The sequence below is a fragment of the Alteriqipengyuania triglochinis genome (assembly GCF_054655655.1).
In genome coordinates, this window is sequence record NZ_BAAHNC010000004.1 from 75799 (window position 1) to 102244 (window position 26446).

Annotated in this window: 20 protein-coding genes; 14 read left to right on the top strand and 6 right to left on the bottom strand. The window is 64.4% G+C overall.

Features of this window, described 5'->3' with window-relative positions; translation table 11 throughout:
- The first annotated feature begins 125 nt into the window (after window positions 1-125).
- Window positions 126-2153, top strand: a complete 2028-nt coding sequence (locus ACYQ0L_RS13250) for a calcineurin-like phosphoesterase C-terminal domain-containing protein (RefSeq protein WP_459789763.1) — start codon at window positions 126-128, stop codon at window positions 2151-2153.
- 101 nt (window positions 2154-2254) lie between these two features.
- Here ACYQ0L_RS13250 and ACYQ0L_RS13255 read toward each other — a convergent pair whose 3' ends face one another.
- Entirely contained in the window at window positions 2255-3406 is a 1152-nt protein-coding gene (locus ACYQ0L_RS13255; RefSeq protein WP_459789764.1) for an MFS transporter, read from the bottom strand.
- Complete coding sequence (locus tag ACYQ0L_RS13260; RefSeq protein WP_459789766.1) at window positions 3403-4065, bottom strand: TetR/AcrR family transcriptional regulator; 663 nt, start codon at window positions 4063-4065, stop codon at window positions 3403-3405. Before ACYQ0L_RS13260 ends, ACYQ0L_RS13255 begins: the two co-directional genes overlap by 4 nt.
- 155 nt (window positions 4066-4220) lie before the next feature.
- Between ACYQ0L_RS13260 and ACYQ0L_RS13265 the strand changes: the two genes are divergently transcribed.
- From ACYQ0L_RS13265 to ACYQ0L_RS13280, 4 genes are read left to right on the top strand one after another with little or no spacing between them, the layout of a single operon-like run.
- On the top strand, window positions 4221-6470 hold the full coding sequence (locus ACYQ0L_RS13265; protein WP_459789767.1) for a TonB-dependent receptor: 2250 nt from the start codon (window positions 4221-4223) through the stop codon (window positions 6468-6470).
- 18 nt (window positions 6471-6488) lie between these two features.
- Window positions 6489-7760 (top strand): aminotransferase class III-fold pyridoxal phosphate-dependent enzyme, encoded by a 1272-nt coding sequence (locus tag ACYQ0L_RS13270; RefSeq protein WP_459789768.1) that lies wholly within the window; start codon window positions 6489-6491, stop codon window positions 7758-7760.
- Window positions 7760-8710 carry a carbohydrate kinase family protein gene (locus ACYQ0L_RS13275; protein WP_459789769.1) on the top strand — a complete coding sequence of 317 codons (951 nt, stop codon included), beginning with the start codon at window positions 7760-7762 and terminating at the stop codon, window positions 8708-8710. The genes ACYQ0L_RS13270 and ACYQ0L_RS13275 overlap by 1 nt, the downstream gene beginning before the upstream one ends.
- Window positions 8707-9357: a class II aldolase/adducin family protein gene (locus ACYQ0L_RS13280; protein ID WP_459789771.1), complete on the top strand. Its 651-nt coding sequence runs from the start codon at window positions 8707-8709 to the stop codon at window positions 9355-9357. Before ACYQ0L_RS13275 ends, ACYQ0L_RS13280 begins: the two co-directional genes overlap by 4 nt.
- A gap of 113 nt (window positions 9358-9470) precedes the next feature.
- Here ACYQ0L_RS13280 and ACYQ0L_RS13285 read toward each other — a convergent pair whose 3' ends face one another.
- A complete protein-coding gene (locus tag ACYQ0L_RS13285; protein WP_459789772.1) occupies window positions 9471-10106 on the bottom strand; it encodes a helix-turn-helix domain-containing protein in 636 nt (211 codons plus the stop codon).
- Window positions 10107-10239: 133 nt separating this feature from the next.
- Between ACYQ0L_RS13285 and ACYQ0L_RS13290 the strand changes: the two genes are divergently transcribed.
- The 7 genes from ACYQ0L_RS13290 (at window position 10240) to ACYQ0L_RS13320 (ending at window position 20656) form a co-directional block, all read left to right on the top strand.
- Entirely contained in the window at window positions 10240-12216 is a 1977-nt protein-coding gene (locus tag ACYQ0L_RS13290; protein ID WP_459789774.1) for a serine hydrolase domain-containing protein, read from the top strand.
- Entirely contained in the window at window positions 12216-13247 is a 1032-nt protein-coding gene (locus ACYQ0L_RS13295) for a dipeptide epimerase (protein WP_459789775.1), read from the top strand. The genes ACYQ0L_RS13290 and ACYQ0L_RS13295 overlap by 1 nt, the downstream gene beginning before the upstream one ends.
- Before the next feature lie 101 nt (window positions 13248-13348).
- Window positions 13349-15679: a TonB-dependent receptor gene (locus tag ACYQ0L_RS13300; RefSeq protein ID WP_459789776.1), complete on the top strand. Its 2331-nt coding sequence runs from the start codon at window positions 13349-13351 to the stop codon at window positions 15677-15679.
- Between the two features lie 13 nt (window positions 15680-15692).
- Complete coding sequence (locus ACYQ0L_RS13305; protein ID WP_459789777.1) at window positions 15693-16736, top strand: N-acetyltransferase DgcN family protein; 1044 nt, start codon at window positions 15693-15695, stop codon at window positions 16734-16736.
- Window positions 16733-17881: a YkvI family membrane protein gene (locus tag ACYQ0L_RS13310; RefSeq protein ID WP_459789778.1), complete on the top strand. Its 1149-nt coding sequence runs from the start codon at window positions 16733-16735 to the stop codon at window positions 17879-17881. The genes ACYQ0L_RS13305 and ACYQ0L_RS13310 overlap by 4 nt, the downstream gene beginning before the upstream one ends.
- Complete coding sequence (locus ACYQ0L_RS13315) at window positions 17874-19457, top strand: serine hydrolase (protein ID WP_459789779.1); 1584 nt, start codon at window positions 17874-17876, stop codon at window positions 19455-19457. Before ACYQ0L_RS13310 ends, ACYQ0L_RS13315 begins: the two co-directional genes overlap by 8 nt.
- On the top strand, window positions 19454-20656 hold the full coding sequence (locus tag ACYQ0L_RS13320; protein ID WP_459789781.1) for a dipeptidase: 1203 nt from the start codon (window positions 19454-19456) through the stop codon (window positions 20654-20656). Before ACYQ0L_RS13315 ends, ACYQ0L_RS13320 begins: the two co-directional genes overlap by 4 nt.
- On the opposite strand, the gene ACYQ0L_RS13325 is transcribed toward ACYQ0L_RS13320, so the two are convergent.
- From ACYQ0L_RS13325 to ACYQ0L_RS13335, 3 genes are read right to left on the bottom strand one after another with little or no spacing between them, the layout of a single operon-like run.
- Window positions 20653-21306: a glutathione S-transferase gene (locus tag ACYQ0L_RS13325; protein WP_459789782.1), complete on the bottom strand. Its 654-nt coding sequence runs from the start codon at window positions 21304-21306 to the stop codon at window positions 20653-20655. The two genes, ACYQ0L_RS13320 and ACYQ0L_RS13325, sit on opposite strands and share 4 nt — an antisense overlap.
- On the bottom strand, window positions 21296-22273 hold the full coding sequence (trhO, locus tag ACYQ0L_RS13330; RefSeq protein ID WP_459789784.1) for an oxygen-dependent tRNA uridine(34) hydroxylase TrhO: 978 nt from the start codon (window positions 22271-22273) through the stop codon (window positions 21296-21298). The genes ACYQ0L_RS13325 and trhO overlap by 11 nt, the downstream gene beginning before the upstream one ends.
- Before the next feature lie 40 nt (window positions 22274-22313).
- A complete protein-coding gene (locus ACYQ0L_RS13335; protein ID WP_459789785.1) occupies window positions 22314-22658 on the bottom strand; it encodes a hypothetical protein in 345 nt (114 codons plus the stop codon).
- 411 nt (window positions 22659-23069) lie between these two features.
- Here ACYQ0L_RS13335 and ACYQ0L_RS13340 point away from each other — a divergent pair, with 411 nt between their 5' ends.
- Both ACYQ0L_RS13340 and ACYQ0L_RS13345 read left to right on the top strand, forming a co-directional pair.
- Window positions 23070-24929 (top strand): methyl-accepting chemotaxis protein, encoded by a 1860-nt coding sequence (locus ACYQ0L_RS13340; protein WP_459789787.1) that lies wholly within the window; start codon window positions 23070-23072, stop codon window positions 24927-24929.
- A 32-nt stretch (window positions 24930-24961) separates the two neighbouring features.
- Window positions 24962-26275, top strand: a complete 1314-nt coding sequence (locus tag ACYQ0L_RS13345) for a porin (protein WP_459789789.1) — start codon at window positions 24962-24964, stop codon at window positions 26273-26275.
- The last annotated feature ends 171 nt before the right edge of the window (window positions 26276-26446 follow it).

Below are 26446 nucleotides of genomic sequence, written 5' to 3' on the forward strand. Positions count from 1 at the left end.
AAATCCGGCAATAGAGCCGATTGAGTCGTGGGCGGCACGGCGAGACTCTGTCTCGACTCGGGATGGCGGGCATCGCTCCGACTTCCGTAATGTGTGCGTTTTCTGTTGATTTTGTGGGTGGCTACATGGGTAGAGAGACGATCGGCCGGCGCGTACGCCATGTGCTTGCGAGTGGCAGTGCAGTAATAATCGCGCAGTCGTGTGCGGGGGCGTCGGCCCAGTCGCCGGAGCCGCCCTATTTCGCTGGGATCGATGTCGTCTCGGGCTCCTCCCCAGCCCCTCGCGAGGCAACCGGGCGCGTGTTCGAGGATGCAAATCGCAACGGGAAGCTCGATCGCGACGAAAGCGGCATTGCGGGCGTGAAAGTCTCCAACGGCCGGGACATCGCAGTCACCGACGACGCGGGCCGATATGATTTGCCGGTGCTCGACGACATGAGCCTATTCGTGATCCAGCCCTCGGGCTGGCAGGTTCCGACCGACGAGAACTTTGTCCCGCAATTCGCATACCAGCATAAGCCCGCAGGGTCCCCGAAGCCGCTGCGCTTCGGCGGGCTGGCCCCGACCGGCCCTTTGCCTGCCGCGATCAATTTTCCGCTGATCGAAAGCCCCGTCGGCGCCAATTTCAATTGCGCGATTTTGGGCGATACTCAGGTCACCGCAAGCCGGGAAGTTGGCTATGCCCGCGATACGATCGTGCAGGAACTCAAGGGACGCGAGAATCCGCCCGCCTGCATTTTCGCTCTGGGCGACTTGGTGGGCGACGATCTGGGGCTCATCCCGCGTCTGGCGGATGTAATGGGCGCGGCGGAGATTCCACAGTGGTGGGTGCAAGGCAATCACGACTACGATTCCGATGCGGATCGCGACAGCGACAGTTCGGACACCTGGCGCCGGGAATATGGCTCTGCCACCTTCGCGTTCGAAATCGGCGATGTCGTCTTCATCGGGCTCGACAACGTGATCTATCCCTGCGGGCTCGCGGATTACCGGGACTTCGGGCGCGATTTCTGCGGCGAGGATCCGCGCAAGACGTATAATGGCCGCTTCACCGACGACCAGATGACCTTCGTCGCGAACCTGCTGGAGCGCACGCCGCAGGACCGCCTCATCGTCATCGGCCATCACATCCCGCTGGTCGGCTTCGACAATCGCGAGAGCTGGCAGCATCAGACCGATAACGCCGCACAGCTGCACGCGCTCCTGCAGGGCCGCAAGGCGCTCGATCTGTCCGGGCACAGCCACACGCTGGAAAATCTTGCTCCGGGCGATTCCTTCGCCGGGTGGAAGGAATCGGTCGGCGTCGAGACTATCCCCTTCCGTCATGTCGTGGCGGGCGCTGTCGCAGGCGCATGGTGGGGCGGCGACTTCGATATCTCGGGCATCCCGATGAGCCTGCAGGGCGACGGATCGCCGCGTGGCTATATCGACATGGAGGTCCGCGGGACCGATTACAGCCTCGACTATCTTGCGTCGGGGCAGCCAGCCGACAAGGCGATGTGGCTGTCGATAAACACGCCCCCATATCGCGAATGGGCCGAAAGGCTGCTCGCATGGCGGGATTCGGAGGCTTACAGGAACGACGAGGTCCCGCCCCTGAGCGTGCAGGACCTGCCGGATGTCAAACTGCTGACGCCTGCGGATATCGAGGCGGGTAGCTGGCTCACCGCCAATATCTGGCTTGGCGATAGCGATACGAGCGCCATGATATCGATCGACGGTGGCGAGCCGGAAGCGATGACGAGGACGCAGGAGGGGCGGGGGGAAGCCGCCCGCACCGGCCCTGAGTTCTCCGACCCCTTCGCGCTCCAGCGACAACTTAATGTCGCCCGCGCCGCAATACAGAGCCAGTCCGGCATCGCTACCAATCAAGGGTACATCCAGGGGCGTCTGGACCGATTTACCCCGGCGCCGCCACGACCAGAGGGGGCCGCTGCCGCCCAAAGTTCGCACCTGTGGCGCTTTCGTATTCCGGAGGGGCTTTCTGTGGGAACGCACAGGGCCATCGTGTCGGTTCGCCGCCCGCAGGGAGCGCCGGCCACCGAAGCCCTGATCTTCGAAATCCGGAACGAGCGCCCGCAGCCGACCTTCCGGTTCGATATCTGGGACGCCTTCGAAGACGGCCCTCGCGTACCGGAGGAAGTCGACCAATAGTGAAAATCGGCGGAGCGGGCTCCTTGTGAATGGGGCACCGGGCCAGCCGAAGGAGGCCTTATCGTCCTCTGACCCGACCTCGTCCCGCCTCTATTCGAAATTCAGCAAGGGCGATCTGACGGATGCGAGGCTCTATTGAGGAACGCCAGCGCGGCCAGGACGAGAAATACGCCGGCGCTGAAAACCATTGCTGCATCGACCGAGAATCTGCCGACGGCAATTCCCGCGAGCGATGGCATCAGCGCGGCTCCGCCCAGCTGAAAGGCGGTGATGTAGAGCACCGCCCGGCGCGAGGGGTCGATTTCGATCAGCCATCCCGCAAAGAACGGGAGGGTGAACAGCCAGAAGAAGCCGAACGCGACGCTGACCGCCAGAATTGCCACCGAGTCATCGCCGACCATCAGGAACAGCATCGCAGAGACTGCCGCAGCGAGAGCGCAGGCGATAATAGTCCGGCGGTTCGGCAATCGCTCACCGAACTGCGCGGCGGTGAGCGCGCCCACCACCTGCGCGACGAGGCACAGCGATATCGCCGTACCCTCGAACGTGGGAGGATATCCATTGCCGAGCAGCCAGAGGCCGAAATAGCTCCACACCGAAACGATCGCGCCAAGGAACAGGCCTGCACCCACAAGGGCAGCCAGGCTTGCGGGCGTGAGCGCGCCATGCTCGCCGTTCGACGGAGCTGGTCGTAGCTCTCGCGGAAGGGCCAGGGCGCAGAGCGTCGCAATCCCGCCGACGAAGGCAAGGACTAGCAGGGCGGTCCCGGTGCGCGAACTTCCCAGCGCCATGAAGGGGAGGGAGGCCGCCGCGATCGCCTGCATCAATGTCTGGACCGCGAGGAAAATGGCGCTGGCCCGCTCGACCCGCGCCACGCGGGAGATCGCGACGAGCGTGGAGGCAACCAGAACGCCCTCGCTCAAGCCCGCGAGCCCGCGACAGGTCGCAATCACCGCCATGCCCGAAAGCTCGGTCATGAAGAGGTTGATGGCGGTGAGGGCGATCGCCGTCCCGCCAACGACCACGCGTGGCCCCATCTTGCGGAGCAGCCAGATGCCGGCGAGCGAGCCGACCACGATCGCGATCATCTCGATCGTGACGAGATTGCCGACCTGTGCCTCGGCAATCCGCCCCTCTTCCACCATCGCGCCGAGCAGGATCGGATGCACGCCGAGAACGAGCAGGGCGCAGGCCCCGATCAGGATCGAGGTGGCCAGCGTCCTGCGGGTCACCGGATCGAGCGCGGCGGTCAACTCGGCGTCTTCCGGTCTGCTCGTAGGGGCAGGTACTCCGGCAGAAACGTTCGCGAATAGGCGATCCGCGCCCGGCGCGCCTGTTCTTCCATCGCGTCGGTAATCAGGCCGTAGCGGTGGATCGACAGCGACCAGATCGCATCGTTGATCACGATGATCTCGACCAGCCGGTCATGCAGGTCGGGGATTTCGGGCATGACGAAGGTCTGCGTCATCAGCTCGATGCTGCGGCCTGCGGTGACGAGGTTGCTGTCGAGATCCTGCAGGCGGATGTCCGACGACCAGGCCGGACCTTCGAGCAGAACCTGGCGCGCGGCGGGGTGCTCGTTGAACCATTTCTGCCCGGCGCGGTACTGCAGCGTCTGAAGCTCCTGCCAGCTCTCTACATCCTTCGGTGCCTCGTTGAGCACGCTCGCTTCGAAGCGCTTCAGATACCGCTCCGCCAGGGCACTGAATACCAGCTGCGGCTCGGGGAAGAAGTGGTAGATCGACGGCGGCGAAATCCCGACTTCTGCAGCGATTGCGTGGATGCTGATTGCGGAAGGCGGCAAATTCTCGAGCAGCCTCTCGGCCCCGTCGAGGATCGCCTCGAACCGCGCCTGGCTGCGTTTTTGCGAGGGTCGGCGGATTTCCGCTCGGGTTGTTTCGCTGGTGCTCATCTGCGCTCCTGTTGCTCGCATCCTTCCGCACGTCTGGCTAAAAAGCAATCGTTTATCCGGTTATTCGGGCCAAAAACCGAACGCCCTTGACTCATCCGCGCCGCCTTGCTCTCTAAACCGGACAAATATCGGATTATTCCTGGGGAGGGGAGTCGATGAAGCGTACCTTTGCAGTCCTGTCGGTCTCGATGCTGGCTCTGATGCCTGCCGCTGCGGTTGCCCAAGAAGCGGGTGATGCGGCTTCCGGCGAGCCGGAGGCTGCGAGGGGCGGCGACGAGGGCGGTCTCAATGTCATCGTCGTGACCGCGCAGCGCCGCGAGCAGGACATTCAGGACGTTCCGATCAGCGTCACTGCCATCGGCGGCGACGAACTGACCGAAGTCGGCATCCGCGATCCGCGTGATCTGACGATTCTCGTGCCGGGCCTGTCGGTTCAGGCGGGGACATCCTCGACCACGACATCGCTGTTCCTGCGCGGCGTGGGCATCGGCGACTTCAACTCGAACACGACGGGCGCAGTGGGCGTCTATGTCGATGACGTGTTCCTCGGTGCGAATGCGGGCAAGCTGTTCAACGTGTTCGACAGCGAGGGCATAGAGGTTCTCAAGGGTCCGCAAGGGACACTCTACGGCCGCAACACCACCGCAGGCGCGATCCGCTTTTCCTCGCGCAAGCCGACCGATGAGTTCAGCGCCAATGCCGCGATCTCCTATGGCCGCTTCAACGAGGTGCAGGCCGAAGCGGGCGTGGGCGGTCCGATCATCGGCGATGTGCTGAAGGCCCGCGTTGCCGGCACCTACCTGCGGCGCGACGGCTGGCTGCTCAATCGGGTGACCGGCAACAAGCTGAACGCGCTCGACATGTGGGCGGGGCGCGCGATCGTCGATTTCACGCCTAGCCCGGATGTCCTCGTCCGCGCGATCGTTCACGGTGGTCAGAACCGCGGCGACGCACGGCAATTCCAGCACCGTGGTTCGGGCATCGATCTGGAAGGCAATCCGATCGTCGTCGACGGAGTGCCGCTGGACGGGCTGGGTTATGCCGACACTGATGGCGACATCGATGCGGGCGACTACAATATCGAAGGGCAGGAACGCGTCGATGTGTTCGGCGCGTCGCTGACCGGCAAGATCGATATCGGCGACGTTACGCTCACCTCGATTTCGGCCTACGAGCAGGTCCGCCGCAACACGCTGGAAGATACCGACGCCAGCCCGAACGATGTGCTGACGGCGACCTATATCGACCGGCCCGAGCAATACAGCCAGGAAGTGCGGCTCCAGTCGAACGACAGTGGCCCGGTCAACTGGATCCTCGGCGGCTTCTATTTCCACGACAAGCTGGTGACGGACAGTTCGTTCGATATCCTGCGCGTCCTTCGCGATCCCGACGATCTCCTGGGTACGCTCGATCCCGTCAATTCGATCGGCAATTACGCCTATCCCTACACCCAGAAGACCGAGAGCTGGGCTGCTTTCGCACAGGCCGATGTCGAGCTGACCGACCGGCTGACGCTGACCGGTGGTCTGCGTTATTCGGTCGACAGCATCGACTTCGATTATGAGGCATTTTTCGACGACGTGGTCGTCGTGCCGGTGCTCGATTTCGAGGGGTCGGAGACGTTCAGGGACCTGTCGTGGCGCGCCGCGCTGTCGTTCAAGGCGAGCGACGACGTGATGATATATGCGTCCTCGTCCAAAGGCTACAACAGCGGCGGCTTCGCGGGCGGTTCGTCCAGCGATCCCGCGCAGTTGCAGCCGTTCGATTCCGAAACGCTCTACGCTTACGAGGCGGGCTTCAAGAGCGATCTGCTGGGCCGCAAGCTGCGCTTCAACGCCGCAGCTTTCTACTACGACTACCGCGATCTCCAGGTATTCGTCTTCGACACCTCCGGCGTGCTCCCGGTGCAGCGCAAGCTCAATGCGGGCAATGCCGAGATCTATGGCCTGGAAGTAGAATTGCGGGCGCAGCCCTCGCGCTATTTCAACGCCTTCGTCAACGCCAGCTTCCTCCATGCGGAGTACAAGGACTTCATCGCGCTGGCGGCGGAGGACTATTCCGGCAACGATCTGGTCAACGCGCCCGATTTCTCGATCTCGACCGGGTTTTCGGTCACCCAGCCGCTGGCGGGCGGGAGCGCCCTGCAGTTGCGCGCGGACGGCAGTTTCCAGTCGGAAACCTTCCTCACCCCCGACAACGCTCGGGCCAATCGCGTGGAGCCCTACGGCACTGCGAACGTGCGCTTCTCTTGGCTGTCGGCTGACGAAAAGCTCGAGCTGGCGCTGTGGGGCAAGAACGTCACCGGCACTCGATACATCACCTACATCTCGCCTGTCGTGACCATGGACCAGATCAACTACAATGATCCGTCTACCTATGGCGTGCAGGCCGTCCTCAAATTCTGATTGGCAAGTGAGACGGTTATGAACCGAACGAAGGATGCCGCGCTGCGTGAGCGTGCGCTGAAAGTCATTCCCAACGGCATGTATGGCCACCAGTCGGTGCGGATCATGCCAGCAGGCTTCCCCCAGTTCTTCGAGAAGGGTGAGGGGGCGCATATCTGGGATGTCGATGGCAATCGCTATCTCGACTTCATGTGCGCCTACGGCCCCAACCTGCTGGGCTACAAGGACGAGCGGGTCGAGGCGGCGGCGCGGGCGCAGGCCGAGATCGGCGATGTGCTGACCGGGCCTTCACCCCTGCTGGTCGAGCTTGCCGAAACCATGGTTGCGATGGTCGACCATGCCGACTGGGCCATGTTCTGCAAGAACGGCACCGACGCCACCACGATGGCGATGAGCAGCGCGCGGGCGCAGACCGGCAAGCGCACCGTACTGGTCGCCAAGGGCGCGTATCACGGGGCCGCCCCCTGGTGCACGCCGATCCCGGCCGGCACCGTGGCCGAAGACCGCGCGCACCTGAAGGCCTACGACTATAACGATGTCGCCAGCCTCGAGGCCGCAGTGGCCGAGGCGGGGGACGATCTGGCCGCGATCTTCGCCTCTCCTTTCAAGCACGACGCCTTCATCGATCAGGAAGAGCCCGAGCCTGCCTACGCCCGCCGCGCGCGCGAATTGTGCGACGAGACCGGCGCGATGCTGATCGTCGACGAGGTGCGCGCCGGATTCCGCCTCGCGCGCGGCAGCAGCTGGAGCGCGCTGGGCGTTCAGCCGGACCTCAGCGCATGGGGCAAGTGCTTCGCCAACGGCCACCCGATCTCGGCGCTGCTCGGTTCGAACAGCTGCCGCGAAGGCGCGGGGTCGATCTATGCGACGGGCTCGTTCTGGCTTTCGGCAGTGCCTATGGCTGCCGCGATCGAGACGCTGCGGATCATTCGTGAAAGCGACTATCTCGAACACTCCGAGCGCCTCGGTACACGCCTGCGCGAGGGCCTGGACGCCGCAGCGCAGAAGCACGGCTTCACCCTGCGCCAGTCGGGCCCGGTCCAGATGCCGCAGATCATGTTCGCCGACGATGCCGATTTCAGCGTCGGCTATGCGTGGACGCAGGACATGCTCGCCCGTGGGTTCTACTTGCATCCCTGGCACAACATGTTCCTGTGCGCAGCGATGACCGAGGGCGATATCGAGGACACCATCGCCGCGGCCGAGGACGCCTTCGCCACGTTGGCGGGCAAGCTGGACGAGATTCCGCCGCACCCGCTGATGACCGCAATGGCCGCGGCATCGGCATAATGGCCGCGCCGATCGACCTGCTGTGCGTCGGCCTCACGACGCTAGACATCACGGTTCGTCCGGTGGAGTCCTTGCCTGAAGGCGAAGCGGGGCAGATCGTCGAGAAGATCGCCCTCTCGCCAGCCGGCACGGCGGGGGGCACAGTCTACGTCGCGCAGGCATTGGGCCTGAGCACCGCGCTCTCTTCGGCCGTCGGCGACGATCCGCAGGGGCAGATCGTGCGTTCGATGCTGCACGGGGCTGGGGTCGATACGAGCATGCTCGCGGTCGATCCAAACTGGCCGACATCGACCACGGTCCTTCCGATCCGGCCCAATGGCGATCGGCCCAACTGGCACATGATGGGGGCCAGCGTGTTCGCGCCCGTGGACGAAGCGGAACTGGCCGCGCTCGACCGCACCCGCAACGTCCACTGGGCTGGCGTGGGCTTTCCCGGCACCATGGGGAAGGGCGCGGAGTACCTGCGGGAGGCGCAGGCGCGCGGCGTGTTCACCACGTGCGACCTGATCGCACCGACGGACGCTGCGCAGACCGATCTCGACACGCTGCTGCCGCATGTCGACCTGTTCATGCCCAGCCTTGCCGAAATGCGCGAACTTGCGGGGACGGAGGATCCGGTCGAAGGCGCGCGCCGCTTCATGGCGCGCGGCGCGAAAGGCTGCCTCGTCAAGCTGGGCGGCGATGGCGCGCTGCTCGTCTTGCCCGATGAACAGATCCATGCGCCCGCGCACCGGATCGATCCGGTCGATACGACCAGTTGCGGCGACAGCCTGTGCGCCGGATATATCGCGGGTCGCGCCCGCGGCCTTGATCAGGCGGAGGCGCTGCGTTTCGGCATGGCGACCGCGGCGCAGGTCGCGCTTGGCGTGGGCACGCTCGGCGTGCTTGAAGATTACGACACCACGCTTGCATTCATGCGCGAAACGCCGGTGAAGGACCAAAGCCGATGACCGAAGACGAAGCCCGCCAGCAGCTGGTCGATGCGATGCGCATACTCGATGCGCGAGGGCTCAACCGCGGGACCTCGGGCAATATTTCGATGCGGTTCGGCTCGGGCATGTTCGTGACGCCTTCTGGCGTGACGCCGGATCGCCTGACGCCCGAGCTGATGGTTTTCGTCGACGGCGATGGCAGCGTTGCGCAAGGATCGGCCCGCCCGTCGAGCGAGTGGCGGATGCATATGGGGCTGTACCGGCGTCGCGCCGATGCGAACGCGATCGTCCATTGCCACGCGCGCTATTCGACGATCCTTGCCTGTGCTCACCGCGAAATTCCGCCCCTCCATTACATGGTCGCGGTGAGTGGGGCGGCCAGCGTGCCCGTGGCGCCCTATGCAACCTTCGGCAGCGAGGAACTTGCTGCGGGCGTCGCCGAGACGCTCGACGGGCGCTATGCCTGCCTGATGGCCAACCACGGCCTGATCGCGCTGGCCCCTGCGCTCCCGCTCGCCATGGCGATCGCCGAAGAGATCGAGGAGCAGGCCGCCGTCTATTGCGGAACCCTCGCGCTGGGTGGACCGAAGCTGCTTGAGGAAGCTGAGATGGAGCGGATCATCGGCGCCTTCCGGCAATACGGCCAGAAGGATGCCGACGGCTGAGGGATTGGGGTTCTCCAGCCTTGGCAACGCGCGACGAGTGCGTGCCCAGATGATGCGGAAGAACGGCGGGAGTGCGGACCGGGCCTGGATGCCCATTGGTCGAAAATGCCAGTCTAGTCGCCCTCACCCGTACGCAAATTCATGAGGGAATCGAGCAGGCCTTCGTCCGAGCTCGAGCATACGCCCAACACCACGGCCTCTTCGCAGTTCGCGGCGGTCACGTAGGCATGGCCCATCGAGGAGTCGAGATAGATGCTCTCACCCTGCTTCAGGGTCACCGGGTCGTAGAACTCTGAATGGACCTCGATCGCGCCTTCGATCACGTAGATAAATTCCTCGCCGTGGTGCCTGACCAGGTCGCCGAACTCTTTCGCGCTTTGCGCGCGTATGCGCGTGATGATCGGGATCATCCGCTTCTGGCGCAGGTCGGTGCACAGGTAGTGGTAGTCGTAATTGTCGGTCGTGACCTGGACCGCGTTCTCGATCGTGCCGATCGAGCGCCTGCCGGTCACCATCGCGGCCGAATCGTCATTCTCTTCCGCGAACAGGTCCGACATGCGCAAGTCGAGCCGGTCGCTGACCTGCTGAAGCTTGTCGTAGGTCAGCGTCAGGCGACCATGTTCGACCTTGGAGAGGGTCGAGACGGGAATGCCGCACTTGTCGCTCATCTGCTTGAGCGTCCAGCCGTTTCGCGTGCGAATGCCCCTGATGACGTCGGCGAGGGTCGGGCGCTTACTCGGGGCCACCATGGCGTTTCGATCTCTTCATTTGACAATTTTCCAATCAGGATCATTATGTCCCGACGAGGACTGCTATTGTTATAGCGTAAAACGACACGCGCCTGCTCGCAAGACGGGCAATGGTCGAAGAAGGGGACGGGAAATGTTCAAGAAGCTCGCGATGGTGCTGGCGCTGCTCGGTCTGGCGCCGCTGCTGGGGCTGGCTCCAAAGGCGGCTCTGGCGGATGCGCCGGAGACGCGTGCGCCTGCCGCGTCCACCAGTCGGCAAGCCGTCCCGATGACCTCCGAGGATGTCGGTGCCTGGCTCGACGGGCTCATGCCCTATGCCTTGGCCGATGGCGACATCCCGGGCGCGGTGGTGACCGTCGTGAAGGACGGCGAGGTGCTGGCGAACAAGGGCTATGGCTATGCCGACCTCGCCCAGCGCAAGCCGGTCGACCCCGACGCCACGCTGTTTCGCATCGGTTCGATCTCCAAGCTGTTTACCTGGACCGCGGTCATGCAGCAGGTGGAGGCGGGGCGGCTGGATCTCGATACCGACGTAAACGAATATCTCGACTTCGAAATTCCTCCCTACGAAGGCAAGCCGATTACGCTGCGCCAGATCATGACGCACACTGCGGGCTTCGAGGAATCGGTGCGCTACCTGATCTCCAGCGACCCGGACGATCTGCTGCCGCTCGACCAGTATGTGCGCAAGGCCTTGCCCGCGCGCGTGTTCGCACCGGGCACGACGCCTGCCTATTCGAACTACGCGACCGCGCTGGCAGGCTACATCGTGCAGCGGGTCAGCGGCACGCCCTACCATTCCTATATCGAAGCGAAGATCTTCCGGCCGCTCGGCATGAGCTATGCCAGTGCGCGGCAGCCGCTGCCCGATCGGCTCAGGCCTTTCGCGTCGGGCGGCTACCAGAAGATGTACGGCGCGTCCGAGCCTTTCGAGATCGTCATCCCGGAACCGGCGGGCAGTTTTTCGGTCAGCGGGGCGGACATGGCGAAGTTCATGATCGCGCATCTCGAAAACGGCGGCCCGCTGCTCAAGCCCGAGACGGCGAAGCAGATGCACGACTTCCGCGCGCCGGGCCTCGGCCCGTTGAACACCATGGCGCTGGGCTTCTACGAACAGCGTATCAATGGCCAGCGCAGCATCGGCCACGGCGGCGATACCGACTTCTTCCATAGCGATCTGTGGATGTTCCCCGGTACCGACGTCGGCCTGTTCATCTCGATGAACAGCGCGGGCAAGGATGCGTCGGCCTATGGTCTGCGCGGCACGATCATCCATGAATTCGCCGACCGCTATTTCCCTGCCGCCAAAGACCCTGCGGACGTGACGCCGATCGACGAAGAGACCGCGCGCGAACACGCGCAGATGCTGGCCGGCACCTATGTTTCCAGCAGGGGATTCTTCAACAGCTGGCTGAGAATGCTCGGGCTGATCGGGGCGACAAAGATCTCCGTCGGTCCCGAAGGCAAGATCAGCATGCCAAGTCTCGATCTCGTCTCTGCCGGGACGCGCGACTGGGTGGAGGTGGAGCCGTTCCTGTGGCGTGACCTCAACTCGGGAGAGCGCCTCGCGGCCGAGGTGAAGGACGGCAAGGTCGTGCGCGTCAGCATGGACGTGGTTTCCCCGTTCATGGTGCTGACCCCCGCGCCCGCCGGGACCAATCCCGCGTGGCTGGTGCCCGCGCTCCTGATCGCGCTGGCCATTGTAGCGATTGCCGCGCTGGCCTGGCCGATCCGTGCGATCGTGCGGCGCAGGTACAAGGCCGAGTTCGCGCTGACCGGGCGGCCGCTGCTCGCCTATCGGGTGACGCGCGCCTTTTGCTGGCTGGTGCTTGCCGTGGTGCTCGGGTGGGTCATGCTGGTGCAGGCGTTCTCTGCGGACAGCGGCGCGCTGGGTGGCGATCTCGACTGGCTGCTCAACCTGCTGCGCACCTTGACGCCGATCGCGGCCTTCGGGTTGCTGGGGACCGCGATCTGGCACCTTGTCCTGTGCTTCAGGGGCCACCGCGCCTGGACGATGAAGCTTGGCGCGGTCCTGCTGGTGTTTGCCGGGGCGATCCTGTGCTGGGTCACCGTTACCCAGCACCTCTATGGCTATAGCATGGCCTACTGATGCGTTCGCCGGAGCAACGCAGCAGAACGCTCGCGCTATCGATCGAGGAGTTTGCCTACAAGAAGCCGTTTCGCATCTCGGGCCATGTGTTCGACAAGACCGCAGTACTCGTCGCATCGGTGAAAGAGGCCGATCGGGAGGGGAGGGGCGAAGGTGCTGGCGCCTATTATCTGGGTGACGATGTCGACAACATGGTCCGCCAGGCCGAGGCGGCGCGCGTGGCCGTCGAGGCGGGGGCGACGCGGGAGGAATTGCAATCGCTCATGCCTCCCGGCGGCGCGCGCAACGCGATCGACTGCGCGCTGTGGGATCTGGAGGCCAAGCTTTCAGGCCGGCCGGTGTGGCGGATCGCCGGACTAGATGCGCCCCGCCCGCTGCTCTCCACGCTGACCCTTGGCGCAGACGAGCCCGAGGCGATGGCGCGGGCTTCGCTTGCCCTGGACCCCGACGCACCGGTCAAGGTCAAGCTGACCGGTGGCCTGAGCGATGATGTCGCGCGGCTCAAGGCGATCAGGCAGGCGCGGCCCGATGCGTGGCTGGGGGTGGATGCCAACCAGGGCTACGACATTGCCGCGCTCGCCCGGCTTCTGCCCGAACTTCAAGCAGTGGGCGTGAGCTTGCTCGAACAGCCGCTTCGGCGCGGGCGCGAGAGCGATCTCGACGGTTTCGAAAGTCCGATCCCGATCGCCGCGGACGAAAGTGCGCTGACCCTCGCGGATACCGAGGATCTGCCAGGGCGGTTCGATGTCGTGAACATCAAGCTCGATAAATGCGGGGGCCTGACCGAAGGCCTCGCCATCGCGCGCAGGGCCAGGGCGCTCGGCCTCGATGTGATGGTCGGCAACATGATGGGCACCAGCCTGTCGATGGCGCCGTCCTACCTCGTGGGGCAGCTGTGCCAGATCGTCGATCTCGATGGCCCGACCTTCCTGCAGAAGGATCGCAGTCCTTCGGTCGAGTATTCCGCTGGCCGGATCGCCTGCCCCGCGCAGATATGGGGCTACCCGGACGAGGCATCTCTATCAGGTTGACAATTCTCCAATCAGGACAATAGTGTCTTATTGTGAAAGTTCCGGGTCTCCAGTCCGGCTGCAACACGAGGGGCTCCTTACAGGGGCGGGAGGAAATCATCATGAGGTCTTTGCGGTTCGGCAGCAGTGCGCTGGTCATCGCCATGCTGGCATCGGGCGTTGCCGCCCATGCGCAGGAAGCGGACGCGGGCGAGGATGAAACCGCCACGCACAGTCGCGACGTCATCATCGTTACCGCGCAGAAGCGTGAGCAGACCCTTGCGCAGATCCCGCAGTCGATTTCCGTTCTCGGCGGGGACAAGCTGGAGCAGCAGCAGGCGACCAGCTTCGTCGATTATGCGGCGCAGGTTCCGGGCCTTAGCCTCGAGCAGTCCAATCCCGGCCAGACCCGCGTCATCCTGCGCGGCGTAAACACCGGCGGAGCCAGCCCGACGGCCGCGATCTATGTCGACGAAACGCCCTTCAGCCCCAGCACGGGGCAGAGCAACGGCGCGGTGCTGGCAGGCGACATCGACACCTTCGACATCGAACGGGTCGAAGTCCTGCGCGGCCCGCAGGGGACGCTCTACGGCGCCAACTCGCTCGGCGGACTCGTCAAATTCGTCACCGTGAAGCCCAAGCTTGGCGAATTCGAGGCGCGGGTTCGCGCCGGGTTCGAACTCACCGATGGCGGCAGCGAAGGCTATAGCGGCAATGCCGTGGTCAACGTCCCTCTCGGCAACAGCCTGGCCCTTCGTGCCAGCGGCTACTATCGCAAGTCGGGCGGTTTCATCGACACGATCGGGATCGACCGCGAGGACGCCAATGATTTCGAAAGCTACGGCGGCAGGGCATCGCTATTGTTCGAGCCGACTGCGAACCTTTCGGTCCGCCTGACCGCGCTGGCGCAGAATATCCGTGCGAATTCGCAGGCCGCTTTCGACGTCGATCCGGTCACGCACGATCCCATCGCGCAGGATCCGGCGACCGGCGATCAGCTCGATGGGCGTCTGGTTCGCACCGAGTATTTCCCCGAAAGGAATGACGTCGACTACCGCCTTTACAGCGGCACGATCGGCTGGGATTTCGGGGCTGCCTCGCTCACATCGGTGACCAGCTACGGAACGCTCGACCAGAGCGAGGCCTATGATGTCACCTACCAGTTGCCGGGCATTGCGGACGCCATCTTCGGCGCGCTCTATCCCGACGCCGGGCCGTTGGGGGTCGTATTCCCATCATCGGCGTCGCAGGAAAAGTTCACGCAGGAGCTGCGGCTGGATTCTGCGGCCAGCGACAGCTTCGAATGGCTGGTTGGGGGGTATTACACGAAGGAGACGGGGCTTCTTCTCCAGGCGTACATGCCTTTCCCGCTCGAGGATCCGCGCCTGCTCGATCCCACGCTCGAAGTCGCGCCGGGGCTCGTCTACGACGATTTCCTGACGGCAACGCTGGATTCCGAGTACGAGGAATATGCCGCGTTCGGCAGTGTAACCCTGTACCTGTCTGACCGGTTCGATATCACGGCAGGCGCGCGCTACAGCCATAACGAGCAGGATACGTCGCAGGTTCTCAATGGCTCGCTGCTGGTCCTGTCCGGCGCGACGCCCGACGAGGTGCCGGAGATCGTTGCGGGCAATTCGTCCGAGGACGTCTTTACCTGGTCGGTCGCACCGCGGTTCGAGATTTCCGATTTCACCACGCTCTATGCCCGGGTGGCGAAGGGCTATCGCCCCGGCGGGCCGAACGTGGTGCCGCCGGGGGCCGGCCCGAACTTTCCGACCCAGTTCAACGCCGATACGCTGATCAGCTACGAGGCAGGCGTGAGGGCGGAGACGCCCGGCCGCGAATTCTCGCTCGACGCCTCCGTCTACTATCTGGACTGGAGCGACATCCAGGTGCTGGTCACCTACAACACCGCGATCGGCCCGGTGAGCGCGGACGGCAATGGAGACACCGCGACCAGCAAGGGCGCCGAAATCACGGCCACCGTACGGCCGACGCGCGGCTTCGAGGTCGTGGCCGGCGTTGCTTATAATGACGCAAGCCTCGATGAAGATCTGCCGGATGGCAATGGCGGCTTTGCGGGCGACCGCCTGCCCTATGCCCCCGAGTGGACGGCCAATCTGGCGGCCGATTACGAATGGTCGATCGGGGGCGAAGCGACGGCTTTCGTGGGCGGCAATGTCACGCTGATCAGCGATCGGGCGGGCAATTTCGATCCGAACTATCAGGCGACTTTCGGCGACCGCCTGCAGCTGGACGGCTATGCCACGGCGGATCTGCGCGCAGGCGTGCAGCTGGAGCGTTTCAGCATCAATGCCTATGTGCGCAACGTCACCGATTCGCGCGGCCTGACGAGCCTGGGCAGCTTCCTGCTGCGCCCAGGCACGACCCTGTCTGCCGCTCCCATCAGACCGCGCACCTTCGGTGTGACGGTCGGTGCCGAATTCTGATCGGCCGGGCGCAATGAACGCACCGATCCCACCCCAGGCGCAGGCGACGGTGCTTCCGAAGCCCTATCTGCTGTTTCTGGGAGACACGACGGAGAAGAGCTTCGCCAAGACCGCGTTCGGCTTGGTCGACTGGGCACCGGAACTGTGCGTCGGCGAGCTGGCGGTGGAAGGCGCGACGGTAACTGCGGGGCTGGAACGGATGAGCCCGGAACAGGCCGTCCGCGCTGGGGCCAAATCGGTGGTCATCGGCGTCGCCAATCAGGGTGGGGTGATCCCGGAAAGCTGGCGCGGCGCGTTGGCCGAAGCGCTCGAGGCCGGCCTCCATGTGGTGAGTGGCCTTCATACTCCGCTGAGCTCGATCCCCCTGCTCGAGGAAACCGCGAAGCGAACCGGCCGCCGACTGATCGATATCCGCCGCCCGCCGCCTGATCTTCCGGTCGGGACGGGGCGCAAGAGATCGGGCAAGCGGCTACTGACCGTGGGCACCGACTGCGCGCTGGGGAAGAAATACACCGCGCTCGCGATTTCCCGCGCCTTCCGTGAGCGGGGGCAGGACGTCGATTTCCGCGCGACCGGCCAGACGGGCATCATGATTTCGGGCAGCGGCATCCCCATGGACGCTGTCGTATCCGACTTCGAATCCGGTGCCGCCGAAGTGCTGTCCCCCGATGCGTCGCCCGACCACTGGGACGTGATCGAGGGGCAGGGATCGCTGTTCAACCCGGCCTATGCCGCGGTCTCGCTCGGCCTGCTGCACGGCACCCAGCCCGACGTCTTCGTCGTCTGTCACGACCCCACCCGGGAGACGATCATCGGGCTGCAAGGGTACAAGCTTCCCACCGTGGAGGAAGTGATCGACCTCACCATCCGGCTGGGCTCGCTCACCAATCCCGCGATCCGCTGCGCCGGGATCAGCATGAACACCTCGAGCTTTTCGGAGGATGAGGCCGAGAAGGTGCTCGCCCAACATTCGGAGCGGCTGCACGGAATGCCGGTGGCCGATCCGATCCGCGGCGGGCGGGGCTTCGAGCGCCTGATCGACAGCTGCCTGGTATGACGGGTAAGCGCGAAGCGGGCAGGGGGACGTTTTTCCAGCGTTACCTCCTGCCCGCTTTCGCTCTGAAAGGGGTCATCATCGGTGGCGGCTATGCCACGGGCCGCGAGCTGGTCGAGTATTTCCTCAGCCAGGGCCCGCGGGGTGCCTTTCTCGCGATGGCGCTGGCGACGGCGATCTGGGCGGTGGTTTCCGCGCTGACCTTCGCCTTCGCGCACCACACCCGATCCTACGACTACCGCGCCTTTACAGCCCGCCTGCTGGGCCGGGGCGCGATTATCTTCGAGATCTGCTTCCTGCTGTTCTCGGTGCTGCTGCTGGCCGTTTTCGGCGCTGCTGCCGGCGAGGTCGGGGCGAGCCTGTTCGGTTTTCCCACTCTGGTCGGCACGCTGGCGCTTGCGGCGTTGATCGCGCTGGTCACCGGGTTGGGAGAGCGGGCGGTCGAGATGATGTTCAAGTACGTCTCGGTGTTCCTCTACCTCGTCTATGCCATCTTCCTCGTCTTGGCGCTCAGCCGGGTCGGGGGACGGATGGATGATGCATTTGCGGGGGCCGCGGTCGAGCCCGGCTGGCCGGTCAACGGCCTTACCTACGGCGTCTACAATATCGTCGCCGCGATCATGATCCTGCCAGTGCTGCGTCACCTGACGTCCCGGCGTCAGGCATTGGTCGCCGGGCTGATCGCGGGGCCGATGGCGATGCTGCCTGCGCTGGCGTTTCTCATCGCGATGCTCGGCTTCTATCCCGCCATTCTGGGTGAGACGCTGCCTTCGGACTACGTCCTCCAGCGGCTCGGCAGCCCGGCCTTCCGCTTCGTGTTTCAGATCATGGTGTTCGGCGCGCTGCTGGAAAGCGGCGTGGGGGTGATCCACGCCCTGAACGAGCGGGCGGTCGCGTGGCGGCGCAGGGACGATCCGGAGCGCCCGGTGTCGCCGCGGTTCCGCGTCACCCTGACGCTGTGTGTGCTTGCCGGGTGCATGTTCGTCGCCAGTGCGATCGGCCTCGTCGACCTGATCGCTCAAGGATACCGCATCATGGCGTGGGTCTTCCTCGCCACTTTCATCCTGCCGCTGCTGACCATCGGGGCCTACCGGCTCTGGTCCGCCCGGGGCCCACGAACTCCAGCAACCGGAGCAGACCATGTCTAGGACGATTCCATACGCTGCAGCCCTGATCCTCCTCGCTTTCGCGCCGGCCGCGCAAGCCGCGCCGCCCGAGGGTTTCGAGCAGCGCGTCGAGGCGTTGCGCGAAGAGTCGGGCGCGCCGGGCATCGCGATCGCCATTGTCGAGCAGGGACAGACCACGCTCGCACAAGGGTGGGGCGTTCGCGAGCTGGGCGAGAGTGCCCCGGTCGATGCGCACACGATCTTCGCGACCGGATCGACCGGCAAGGCTTTTACGGTCGCCGCGCTCGCCACGCTGGTCGATGAAGGGCGGCTGTCGTGGGACGACAAGGTGATCGACCACATGCCGTGGTTCCGGATGAAAGACCCGTGGGTCACCGCCGAGATGACCGTGCGCGACCTGCTGGTTCACCGCAGCGGACTGGGGCTGGGTGCGGGCGATCTTCTGTTCGTTCCCCGCTCCAATCTGTCGCGCAAGGAAACGGTCGAGCGCCTTCGCTATATCGAGCCTGCAACCAGCTTCCGCTCGTCCTACGCCTACGACAACATTCTCTACATCGTGGCGGGACAGCTGATCGACGAGATCACCGGCAGGACGTGGGAGCAGTATGTTCTGGAGGACGTGCTGCGCGCGGGCGGCATGGTCGATTCTACATCGGACTACGACACGCGCTACGCCGTGGAAAACCGGGCAAGGCCGCACGCTCGCACGACCGAAGCGCTGCGCGGGCTGGGGCCGAACGTCGTCCTTGACGAGCGGGATGAACTGGGGCGCAACGCGATGCCCGCCGGTGGCCTCGCGATGAGTGCGACCGACATGGCGCAATGGCTCAAGATCCAGCTCGCGCATGGTGCAATGCCGGGCGGTGGCAGGCTGTTCAGCGAAGCCGCCGCCGAGGAGATGTGGACGCCGGTCACGCCGATGCCGAACGAGGATTGGCCCGGCGATCTGGCCCCGGCCAATCCCAATTACACCGCCTATGCCCTCGGCTGGCAGGTGCAGGACTATCGCGGCGCGCGGCTGATCTGGCACGGCGGCGGGGTGTTCGGCGCGATAACCTTCGTCGCGCTGTTGCCCGATCAGGATGTCGGCATCGCGATCATGATCAATTCCGAAGAGGCGGCGCTGCGGCGCGGGCTCTTTTACGAATTGCTGGACCACTACCTCGGCCTTCCGGCCAATAACTGGCCCGCCAAATGGGACGCTTTCGTTGCGCAGCGGCTCGAAGGGGGGAGGACGTTCCTTGCGCAGCGTGACGAACAGCCCGCCGATGTTGGCCCCTCGCTCCCCGTCGCCAGCTACGCCGCCACCTATCGCGATCCGTGGTACGGCGATGTCGTGGTGAGTGAGCGCGATGGTGGCCTGTGGATCGACTTCACCACCAATCCGCGCATGGAAGGGCGGCTGGTCCACTACCAGTACGATACCTTCAGGACCGAATTGACCGATCCCTCGCTCGAACCTGCGCTGGTGACCTTCGGGCTCGACGCGCGCGGCAATGTCGAACGCGTGGCGATGGAGGCGGCCTCGTCGTTGGCCGATTTCAGCTACGACTATCGCGATCTGGACCTTCGTCCGGTCAAGGAGAACCAGGAATGATCAAGCGCACACTCATCACAGCACTTTGCGCGACGGCACTCACCGCATGCGCTACCGTGCCTGCGGACGACGTTGATCCGATGGCGGTCCATCGCGACCTGCTGGTGCTGGATACGCACCTCGACACTGCGCTCAATTTCGGGCGCGAAGGGTGGGACTTCTCCGAAGCGCATACCGAGCAGAACGACATCGCTCAGGTCGATCTCGGCCGGATGGCAGCGGGCAATCTCGATGGCGGCTTCTTCGTCATCTATACCGAGCAGGGCCCGCTGACGGCGAAGGGCTATGCCGACGCGCTCGACCATGCGCGGACCCGATCGGACCTGATCGACCGCGAGCTCGCCAAGTTCCCCGATCTCATCCGTCCCGCAACCACCGTGGCCGAGGCGGAGAGGCTGACGGCGCAGGGCAAGCTGATCGCGTTCAAGTCGATCGAGAACAGCTACCCGCTGGGCGAGGATCCGGGCCTGCTGAAGGAGTTCTACGATCGCGGCGTGCGGATGGCCGGGCCGGTGCATTCCTCGACCAACCAGCTGGCCGATTCCTCCACCGGTGAAGCAAAGTGGAACGGATTGAGCCCGCTCGGCAAGCAGTGGGTGGCTCAGATGAACCGGCTGGGCATGGTGATCGACGCCAGCCACGCCTCCGATGCGGTGTTCGACCAACTGCTCGAGTTGTCGCGCACGCCGATCATCCTCTCGCACACATCGCCGCGCTGGGCGTATGACCATCCGCGCAATCTCGACGACGGGCGCATCCGCAAGCTTGCCGCGCAGGGCGGGGCGATCTGCATGTCGACGATTTTCATGAGCGAGATCAACCTCGACGGCGAACGCGGCGAGCTGTTCGACCAGTACGAGGACATCGCGAGCATGTCCGCCGCCGAGCAGCGCGAGCTCATCCGCAAATGGCGCGAACTCGACAAGACGCAGCCGCTCTGGGACATAGACCTCGACCGCTACATGGAAGCGCTATTGCACATGATCGATGTCGCAGGCGTCGACCATGTCTGCTTCGGCGCCGACTGGGATGGCGGCGGCGGGATCGAAGGGCTGATGGAGATTTCATCGCTGCCGGTCGTGACCGGGCGATTGCTCGAAGCGGGCTATTCGCGTGAAGATATCGGCAAGATGACCGGCGGCAACGTCCTGCGGCTGATGCGTGCCGCGCAAGTTGCGGCTCAGCCTGACCAATCCTAGCCTTCCGGCTGGCCGGGGACGACGCCCGAAACCACCACGGCGGGGTCTCCAGGCGACCAGGCATCGACGCGAAGCATTACTTGCGAAAACAGCGGTGATGACAGCTGGTCGGCCAGCCATTTTTGCAAATGCGGTATCGGTTGGGCCGCAAACCACTCCGAATCCACTCCTGCGAATTGACGCACGAAGGGCATGATCGCTGCGTCGGCCAGCCCGCGCTGTGAACCGCACAGGTGCGCGTGTTCAGATAGGCGGGTGTTGAGCAGGCTCAGGAATTCCATCCCCCGCTGCCGGTGCTCCTGAGCGTCTGAGTCATGGCGCTCCGGATATTTGTATCGGTCGAGATCGTGTTTGAACGGCCCATCATTGCGTTCGATCAGGGCGTCTTCGTTCCGTTCCAGCCACCCCTCGGGATCGTTCCGGTCGAGCGCCCAGCGCATGATCTGGGAACTCTCGTCGATGACGCTGCCATCGGCGAGGACGAGGACCGGGACCGTGCCCTTGGGGGAAGCCTCAAGCATCGCAGCCGGCTTTCGCGACAGACGTACTTCGCGCAGTTCGTAAGGTGTTTCGCTGATCGCCAGTGCAAGCCTTGCGCGGATCGCGTAAGGACAGCGGCGGAAACTGTAGAGTATGCGCTCAGTCGACATCGTCCCTCCCTGTCGCCGCGAACACCGCCCCGATATGGGCGCGACCTTGCTCTGCGGCGCGTATTTCCTGCCGATGGCGTTCGCGGTAGGACGCGCGTCGATCGTCGTCCCTCTCACTATGGCAGGCCGCACAACTGACGCCAGCTTCGTATAGCGGCGATTGCTTGTCCGCCGGGCTGACCGGGCGACGACACGCGAAGCACAATTCATGAGTGCCGTCAGAAAGTGCGTGTCCGACCGCCACGCGCTGGTCGAACACGAAGCATTCGCCCTGCCACCGGCTCTCTTCCTCGGGAACCGCCTCCAGATAAGCAAGGATACCGCCCTTGAGGTGGAACACGTCTTCCAGCCCCTCCTTCTTCAGGAATGCGGACGCCTTTTCGCAGCGGATGCCGCCGGTGCAGAACATCGCGACCCTGGGCGGCTTTTCGGATCCGAGCATGCGTTCGCGCTCGCGTGTGAACCATTCCGGAAAATCCCGGAAGGTGCCGGTCATCGGATTGATCGACCCTGCGAAAGAGCCGATCGAAACTTCGTAGTCGTTCCGCGTATCGATCACGATCGTATCGGGATCGTCGATCAGCGCGTTCCAGTCTTGTGGATCGACATAGGTGCCCGCATTGGCGGCCGGATCGATGCCGGGCTGCCCCAGGGTGACGATTTCCTGCTTCAGGCGCACCTTCATGCGGTGGAACGGCATGGTGGTCGCGCTCGAGAACTTCACATCGAGTTCGGCGCAATCGGGCCAGCCGCGAATATGATCGAGAACCTGGTCTATCCCGGCCCGCGAACCTGCAATCGTGCCATTGATACCTTCGCTCGCCAGCAGCAGCGTGCCCTTGATGCCCTGTTCGTCGCACAAGCGCTTCAGCGGTTCGCGCAATTCCTCGAACTGCGCGAGGGAGGCGAAGCGGTATAATGCGGCGACACAAATCGGTCGGGCGCTGGCGTCGATCGGCGTGGTCATGGTCATTTGTCCGTAGAATATTGGGTTGCGCGGCCGAAGATCAGCGCTTCTTCTTGGCCGTGCTGGCGTGGAAATCGGGATCCTTCTTGGCGACCCAGTCCACGAATTTGCGCATGTCGGGATTGAGCAGGATCGCCTCGACGTCGAGCGCGTGGCGCTGCAGTTCCGCATTGCTGAAATTGGCGATCAGCGTTTGCTGGCAGATCGGGTGCATCGGCACGACATCGCGCCCACCGCGGCTCTTGGGCACGGGATGGTGCAAGACGATATTCTTGCCGAGAGGACGGCCGCAGAGCCAGCACGGGACAGGTGCAGCCCTCTCCTCGTCATCCTCGCGAGGTGGTTCCTCATAATAGGCACCAGCCTTGGAATGTTTGCGTGCCATGTACTGCTGTCCGAATTGCTCGATAGAAGGGGGAGCCTCTAGCGACTTGGTCCGGCATTTGCGATCTCAATGGTTCGGATCGATCTTGTCCGGCCTGCTTGGGCAATCGCACGCACACGTCCGCCCGCGTCGAACGACGGCTTGCCATCATCCTGGCGAGGTTCAGCGGCGACCTTGGGGTAGAACTGCCTTCCGTTTCTCTGGTCGAAGCGTCTCAACGTTCGAACCACGCTAGCCCCCAGAAACATCGCAATTGCGATCCTGCGGCGAGCCGCTGCTGTACCATTTGAGGAGCGCCGCACTCGCACCTTCCGGCACTGGCGATCCGAAAAAAGGCGCCTTCCTGCCGCGCGGCCGCATAAAACTCTCTAAATTGGACCAAATCCATCTGGAAGAAGGTCCGAAAATTCCATGCGGCTCATCGAAAACCTGAATATCGCGACGAAGGTCGCGGCGCTGCTGCTGTTCCTCGGCGCGCTGCTGCTCGGCATCGCCCTTGTCGGCAACAACACCGCGAAGGGCGTCAGCGAGAGCTATAACGGCCTGGTCGAGCGAACCCTGCCGGGCACGACGGACATCGCCCGCGCAAACCGCCGCGCGATCGAACTGGTTTACATCGCCGCCCAGTCGCTGGCTTTCGAACCCGGATCGGCGGAAAGCCGGAAATTGCAGGAATCCTTGGCCACGGCATACGAACGCGGCGGCAACAACCTGTCCGATGCGCTGGAAACCGATCCAACCTTCGCCGACAGCGTGCCCCAGATGCGCGGCTATTTCGATGAGACGCACGGGCTTGCCAGCGACGTCCTGAAGCTCGCCAATGCAGGGCGTGTCGCCGAAGCCCGCGTGGCGCTGACGGCAGCGGGCGAGCAGCTCGATAACTTCACCGATACCGTTTCCGAAACCACCTACGCACGGGTCGAAAAAGGCGACGCGCGTACCGCCGAGATCGAAGCGGGCGTGAAGCGCGATGCGCGGATGCTGCTGATCTACAGCCTGATCGCAGTGGCAGTCGGGCTGGGCATTGCCATCCCTCTGGCGCGGATGAGCATATCGCGTCCGCTGGCGCGACTGCGCGAGGTGATGGGCGATCTCGCGGCGGGCAACAACGACATCCAGGTCCCCGGCGACAAGCGCGGCGACGAAGTGGGCGACATGGCACGCGCAGTGCTGGTGTTCCGCGACAATGCGCTGGCACAGGAAGCCGCCGAAGCGGAAAAGCGGCGCGCGAATATAGAACAGAAGGAAGTGGTGGATACGCTGGGCAAGCATCTCGGCAGCCTTGCCGAGGGTGACCTGACCGGGTCGATCAAGGCCGAGTTCCCCCCGGCCTACGCCGCGCTGCGCCACAATTACAACGCTGCACTGGACAGCCTTCGCGAACTGATCGGTGCGGTCATCTCTGGCGCGGCGCAAATCCGCAGCGGATCGTCGGAGATCGCCAGCGCGTCGAGCGACCTCGCGGTACGCACGCAGAGCGATGCAGCAAGCCTCGAGGAGACTTCGGCAGCGATCACGCAAATGAACCAGCGCCTGAGCGAGAGCGCCGGGTCGGCAGCCGATACGGTTGCCCGGGCGGGACAGGCGATGGGCACGGTCGGGCAGGGCCGCGAGGTCGTGGATCTGGCGGTGCGCGCGATGGGCCGCGTGGCCGAGAACGCCGAGGGTATCGATACCGTGATCGAAGGGCTCGACAAGATCGCGTTCCAGACGCGGGTGCTGGCGATGAACGCCGCAGTCGAAGCCGGTCGAGCGGGTGAAGCGGGCCGCGGCTTCGCCGTCGTTGCAGACCTGGTCTCGGCGCTGGCGATGCGCGCGGAAGAGGAAGCCCGTCGTGCGCGCGAACAGCTGACCCTTACCCAGTCGGAAGTCGACACGGCGGTGGGGGCTGTCCGCAAGGTCGACGATGCGCTGGCCAATATCACCAGCGACGTCAGCGGAGTGGAAGAGCTGCTGAGATCCCTGGCTGCGGCCAACCAGGCGCAGGCCTCGACCATCGGCGAAGTATCGACCGCCGTCGAGGAAATGGACAATTCGACCCAGCGCAACGCCGCGATGGTGGAGGAGATGTCGGCAGCAGCACGCAGTCTCGACGAGGAAGTGACCTCGCTTGCCAGTCGCGCCGCGACGTTCCGCGTCGGCGACGATGCCTCCGCTGCCTCGCCCCGGCCTGCGGCGACGTCGATCCTGCCGCAGCAGGTCAAGTCGCTGCCCGCCGCCGCAATCCCCGCAGCACGGTCGACCGGCAGTGACGAATGGGCATCCTTTTAAGTCCGGCACCGGACGAAACTAGAGCCAAGCACATGAAAAAGTCAGTTCTGATCGCCGGCGGCGCGCTGCTGCTCGTCCCTGGCGTCGCAGCGGCCCAACCCGGCCCGGCGGCAGCGGCGGACTCGCAAAGGGACGCGACAATCGAGGAGCTGCGGGCGGAGGTGGAAACGCTGCGCGCGCAGGTCGACGCCCTGATCGCCGCAAACGCCCCTGCAAGGGCCGGACAGGCTGCCGATCTGCCGTCGCCGGAGCGGGCCGGAGCCACCCCCGCCGTCACCTTCGAACCGCGCGGGCGGCTGCAGCTGGATGCCGGCTGGATCGGTCGGCCCGACGGGACAGACGATGCGGGACTGGGCTTCGGAACCGAAATACGTCGCGCGCGGCTCGGCGCCGAGGGCAAGGTCGGCCGCGATTTCGGCTATCGTCTGGAAGTCGATATGGCCAATTCCGATGTCGAACTGGCCGACGCCTATATCAACTGGACGGTCGGCAAGAGCGTCTCCATCAAGCTGGGGCAGCATAACAGCTTCCAGTCGCTGGAAGAGCTGACCAGTTCGCGCTTCACCTCTTTCATGGAACGTGCGGCGTTTACCGATGCCTTCGGCTTCGAACGCCGGGTGGGCGCATCGATGACCTATAAAAGCGGCGCGGTGATCGCGAGCGGCGGCGTCTTCTCCGCCAACACCGCCGATCTGTCGGACGATGAAGATGCGGTCAGCGCGGATGCGCGTCTGGTCTACGCCCCGCTGCTGGGCGCGTCGCAACTGCACTTCGGCGCGTCCTTCCATCATCGCGATCTGAGCGGCGAGCGCGCCGTGCGTTATCGTCAGCGTCCGTTTCTCCATCTCACCGACAGGCGCTTTGTGGCGACACCGGCACTGGCGATCGAAAGCGAAACGAGCTTCGGTGCCGAACTGGCCGTCATCCGCGGCCCGTTCCACGCCGTGGGCGAGGCGCACTGGTTGACGGCAGATCGCGCCAGCGGCGAGGATCCGACGTTCTTCGGCGGCTATGTCGAGGCGGGATATTTTCTGACCGGCGAGACGCGGGGTTACAAAGCCGGGACGTTCGCGCGCACGAAACCGGCACGCTCTCTCAGTGAGGGCGGTGCCGGCGCCTTGCAGGTGAATCTGCGCTACGACCGGCTGGATCTGAACGACGGCGCCGTGTTGGGCGGGACGCAGGATCTGGTAGCACTCGGCCTGACCTGGAACCCGGAGGGCAATGTCCGTTTCCTGGTGAATTACGGGCATCTCATCTACGAAAACGGCCCTGTAGCCGTTGCGCTCGGCCGCAACCGCTTTGCGAGCGACACGCTGGCAATGCGGGCGCAAGTGGATTTCTGAGCGCGCCCGCGCCGGCCTTCGTGTCGGGACGTATCGACAACCCTGATTGGGCCGAGGGTTTATCCTCCACGTTTAAACGGGCTGTCACGAAGTACCGGAATACTGGTGGGTGGCGCAAGGAACTGCCCGAATGCTTGTCTGGCAAGTAATCCCTTGTTCCCTCTGAATTAA

Excerpts from the sequence above, each read along its gene's own strand:
- ACYQ0L_RS13310 (WP_459789778.1), top strand. The coding sequence starts at position 16,733 with ATGACGGGTAAGCGCGAAGCGGGCAGGGGGACGTTTTTCCAGCGTTAC.
- ACYQ0L_RS13275 (WP_459789769.1), top strand. The coding sequence starts at position 7,760 with ATGGCCGCGCCGATCGACCTGCTGTGCGTCGGCCTCACGACGCTAGAC.
- ACYQ0L_RS13325 (WP_459789782.1), bottom strand. The coding sequence starts at position 21,306 with ATGTCGACTGAGCGCATACTCTACAGTTTCCGCCGCTGTCCTTACGCG.
- ACYQ0L_RS13280 (WP_459789771.1), top strand. The coding sequence starts at position 8,707 with ATGACCGAAGACGAAGCCCGCCAGCAGCTGGTCGATGCGATGCGCATA.
- ACYQ0L_RS13300 (WP_459789776.1), top strand. The coding sequence starts at position 13,349 with ATGAGGTCTTTGCGGTTCGGCAGCAGTGCGCTGGTCATCGCCATGCTG.
- ACYQ0L_RS13285 (WP_459789772.1), bottom strand. The coding sequence starts at position 10,106 with ATGGTGGCCCCGAGTAAGCGCCCGACCCTCGCCGACGTCATCAGGGGC.
- ACYQ0L_RS13340 (WP_459789787.1), top strand. The coding sequence starts at position 23,070 with ATGCGGCTCATCGAAAACCTGAATATCGCGACGAAGGTCGCGGCGCTG.
- ACYQ0L_RS13345 (WP_459789789.1), top strand. The coding sequence starts at position 24,962 with ATGAAAAAGTCAGTTCTGATCGCCGGCGGCGCGCTGCTGCTCGTCCCT.
- ACYQ0L_RS13295 (WP_459789775.1), top strand. The coding sequence starts at position 12,216 with ATGCGTTCGCCGGAGCAACGCAGCAGAACGCTCGCGCTATCGATCGAG.
- ACYQ0L_RS13315 (WP_459789779.1), top strand. The coding sequence starts at position 17,874 with ATGTCTAGGACGATTCCATACGCTGCAGCCCTGATCCTCCTCGCTTTC.
- ACYQ0L_RS13260 (WP_459789766.1), bottom strand. The coding sequence starts at position 4,065 with ATGAGCACCAGCGAAACAACCCGAGCGGAAATCCGCCGACCCTCGCAA.
- ACYQ0L_RS13305 (WP_459789777.1), top strand. The coding sequence starts at position 15,693 with ATGAACGCACCGATCCCACCCCAGGCGCAGGCGACGGTGCTTCCGAAG.
- ACYQ0L_RS13335 (WP_459789785.1), bottom strand. The coding sequence starts at position 22,658 with ATGGCACGCAAACATTCCAAGGCTGGTGCCTATTATGAGGAACCACCT.
- ACYQ0L_RS13250 (WP_459789763.1), top strand. The coding sequence starts at position 126 with ATGGGTAGAGAGACGATCGGCCGGCGCGTACGCCATGTGCTTGCGAGT.
- trhO (WP_459789784.1), bottom strand. The coding sequence starts at position 22,273 with ATGACCACGCCGATCGACGCCAGCGCCCGACCGATTTGTGTCGCCGCA.
- ACYQ0L_RS13265 (WP_459789767.1), top strand. The coding sequence starts at position 4,221 with ATGAAGCGTACCTTTGCAGTCCTGTCGGTCTCGATGCTGGCTCTGATG.
- ACYQ0L_RS13270 (WP_459789768.1), top strand. The coding sequence starts at position 6,489 with ATGAACCGAACGAAGGATGCCGCGCTGCGTGAGCGTGCGCTGAAAGTC.
- ACYQ0L_RS13290 (WP_459789774.1), top strand. The coding sequence starts at position 10,240 with ATGTTCAAGAAGCTCGCGATGGTGCTGGCGCTGCTCGGTCTGGCGCCG.
- ACYQ0L_RS13320 (WP_459789781.1), top strand. The coding sequence starts at position 19,454 with ATGATCAAGCGCACACTCATCACAGCACTTTGCGCGACGGCACTCACC.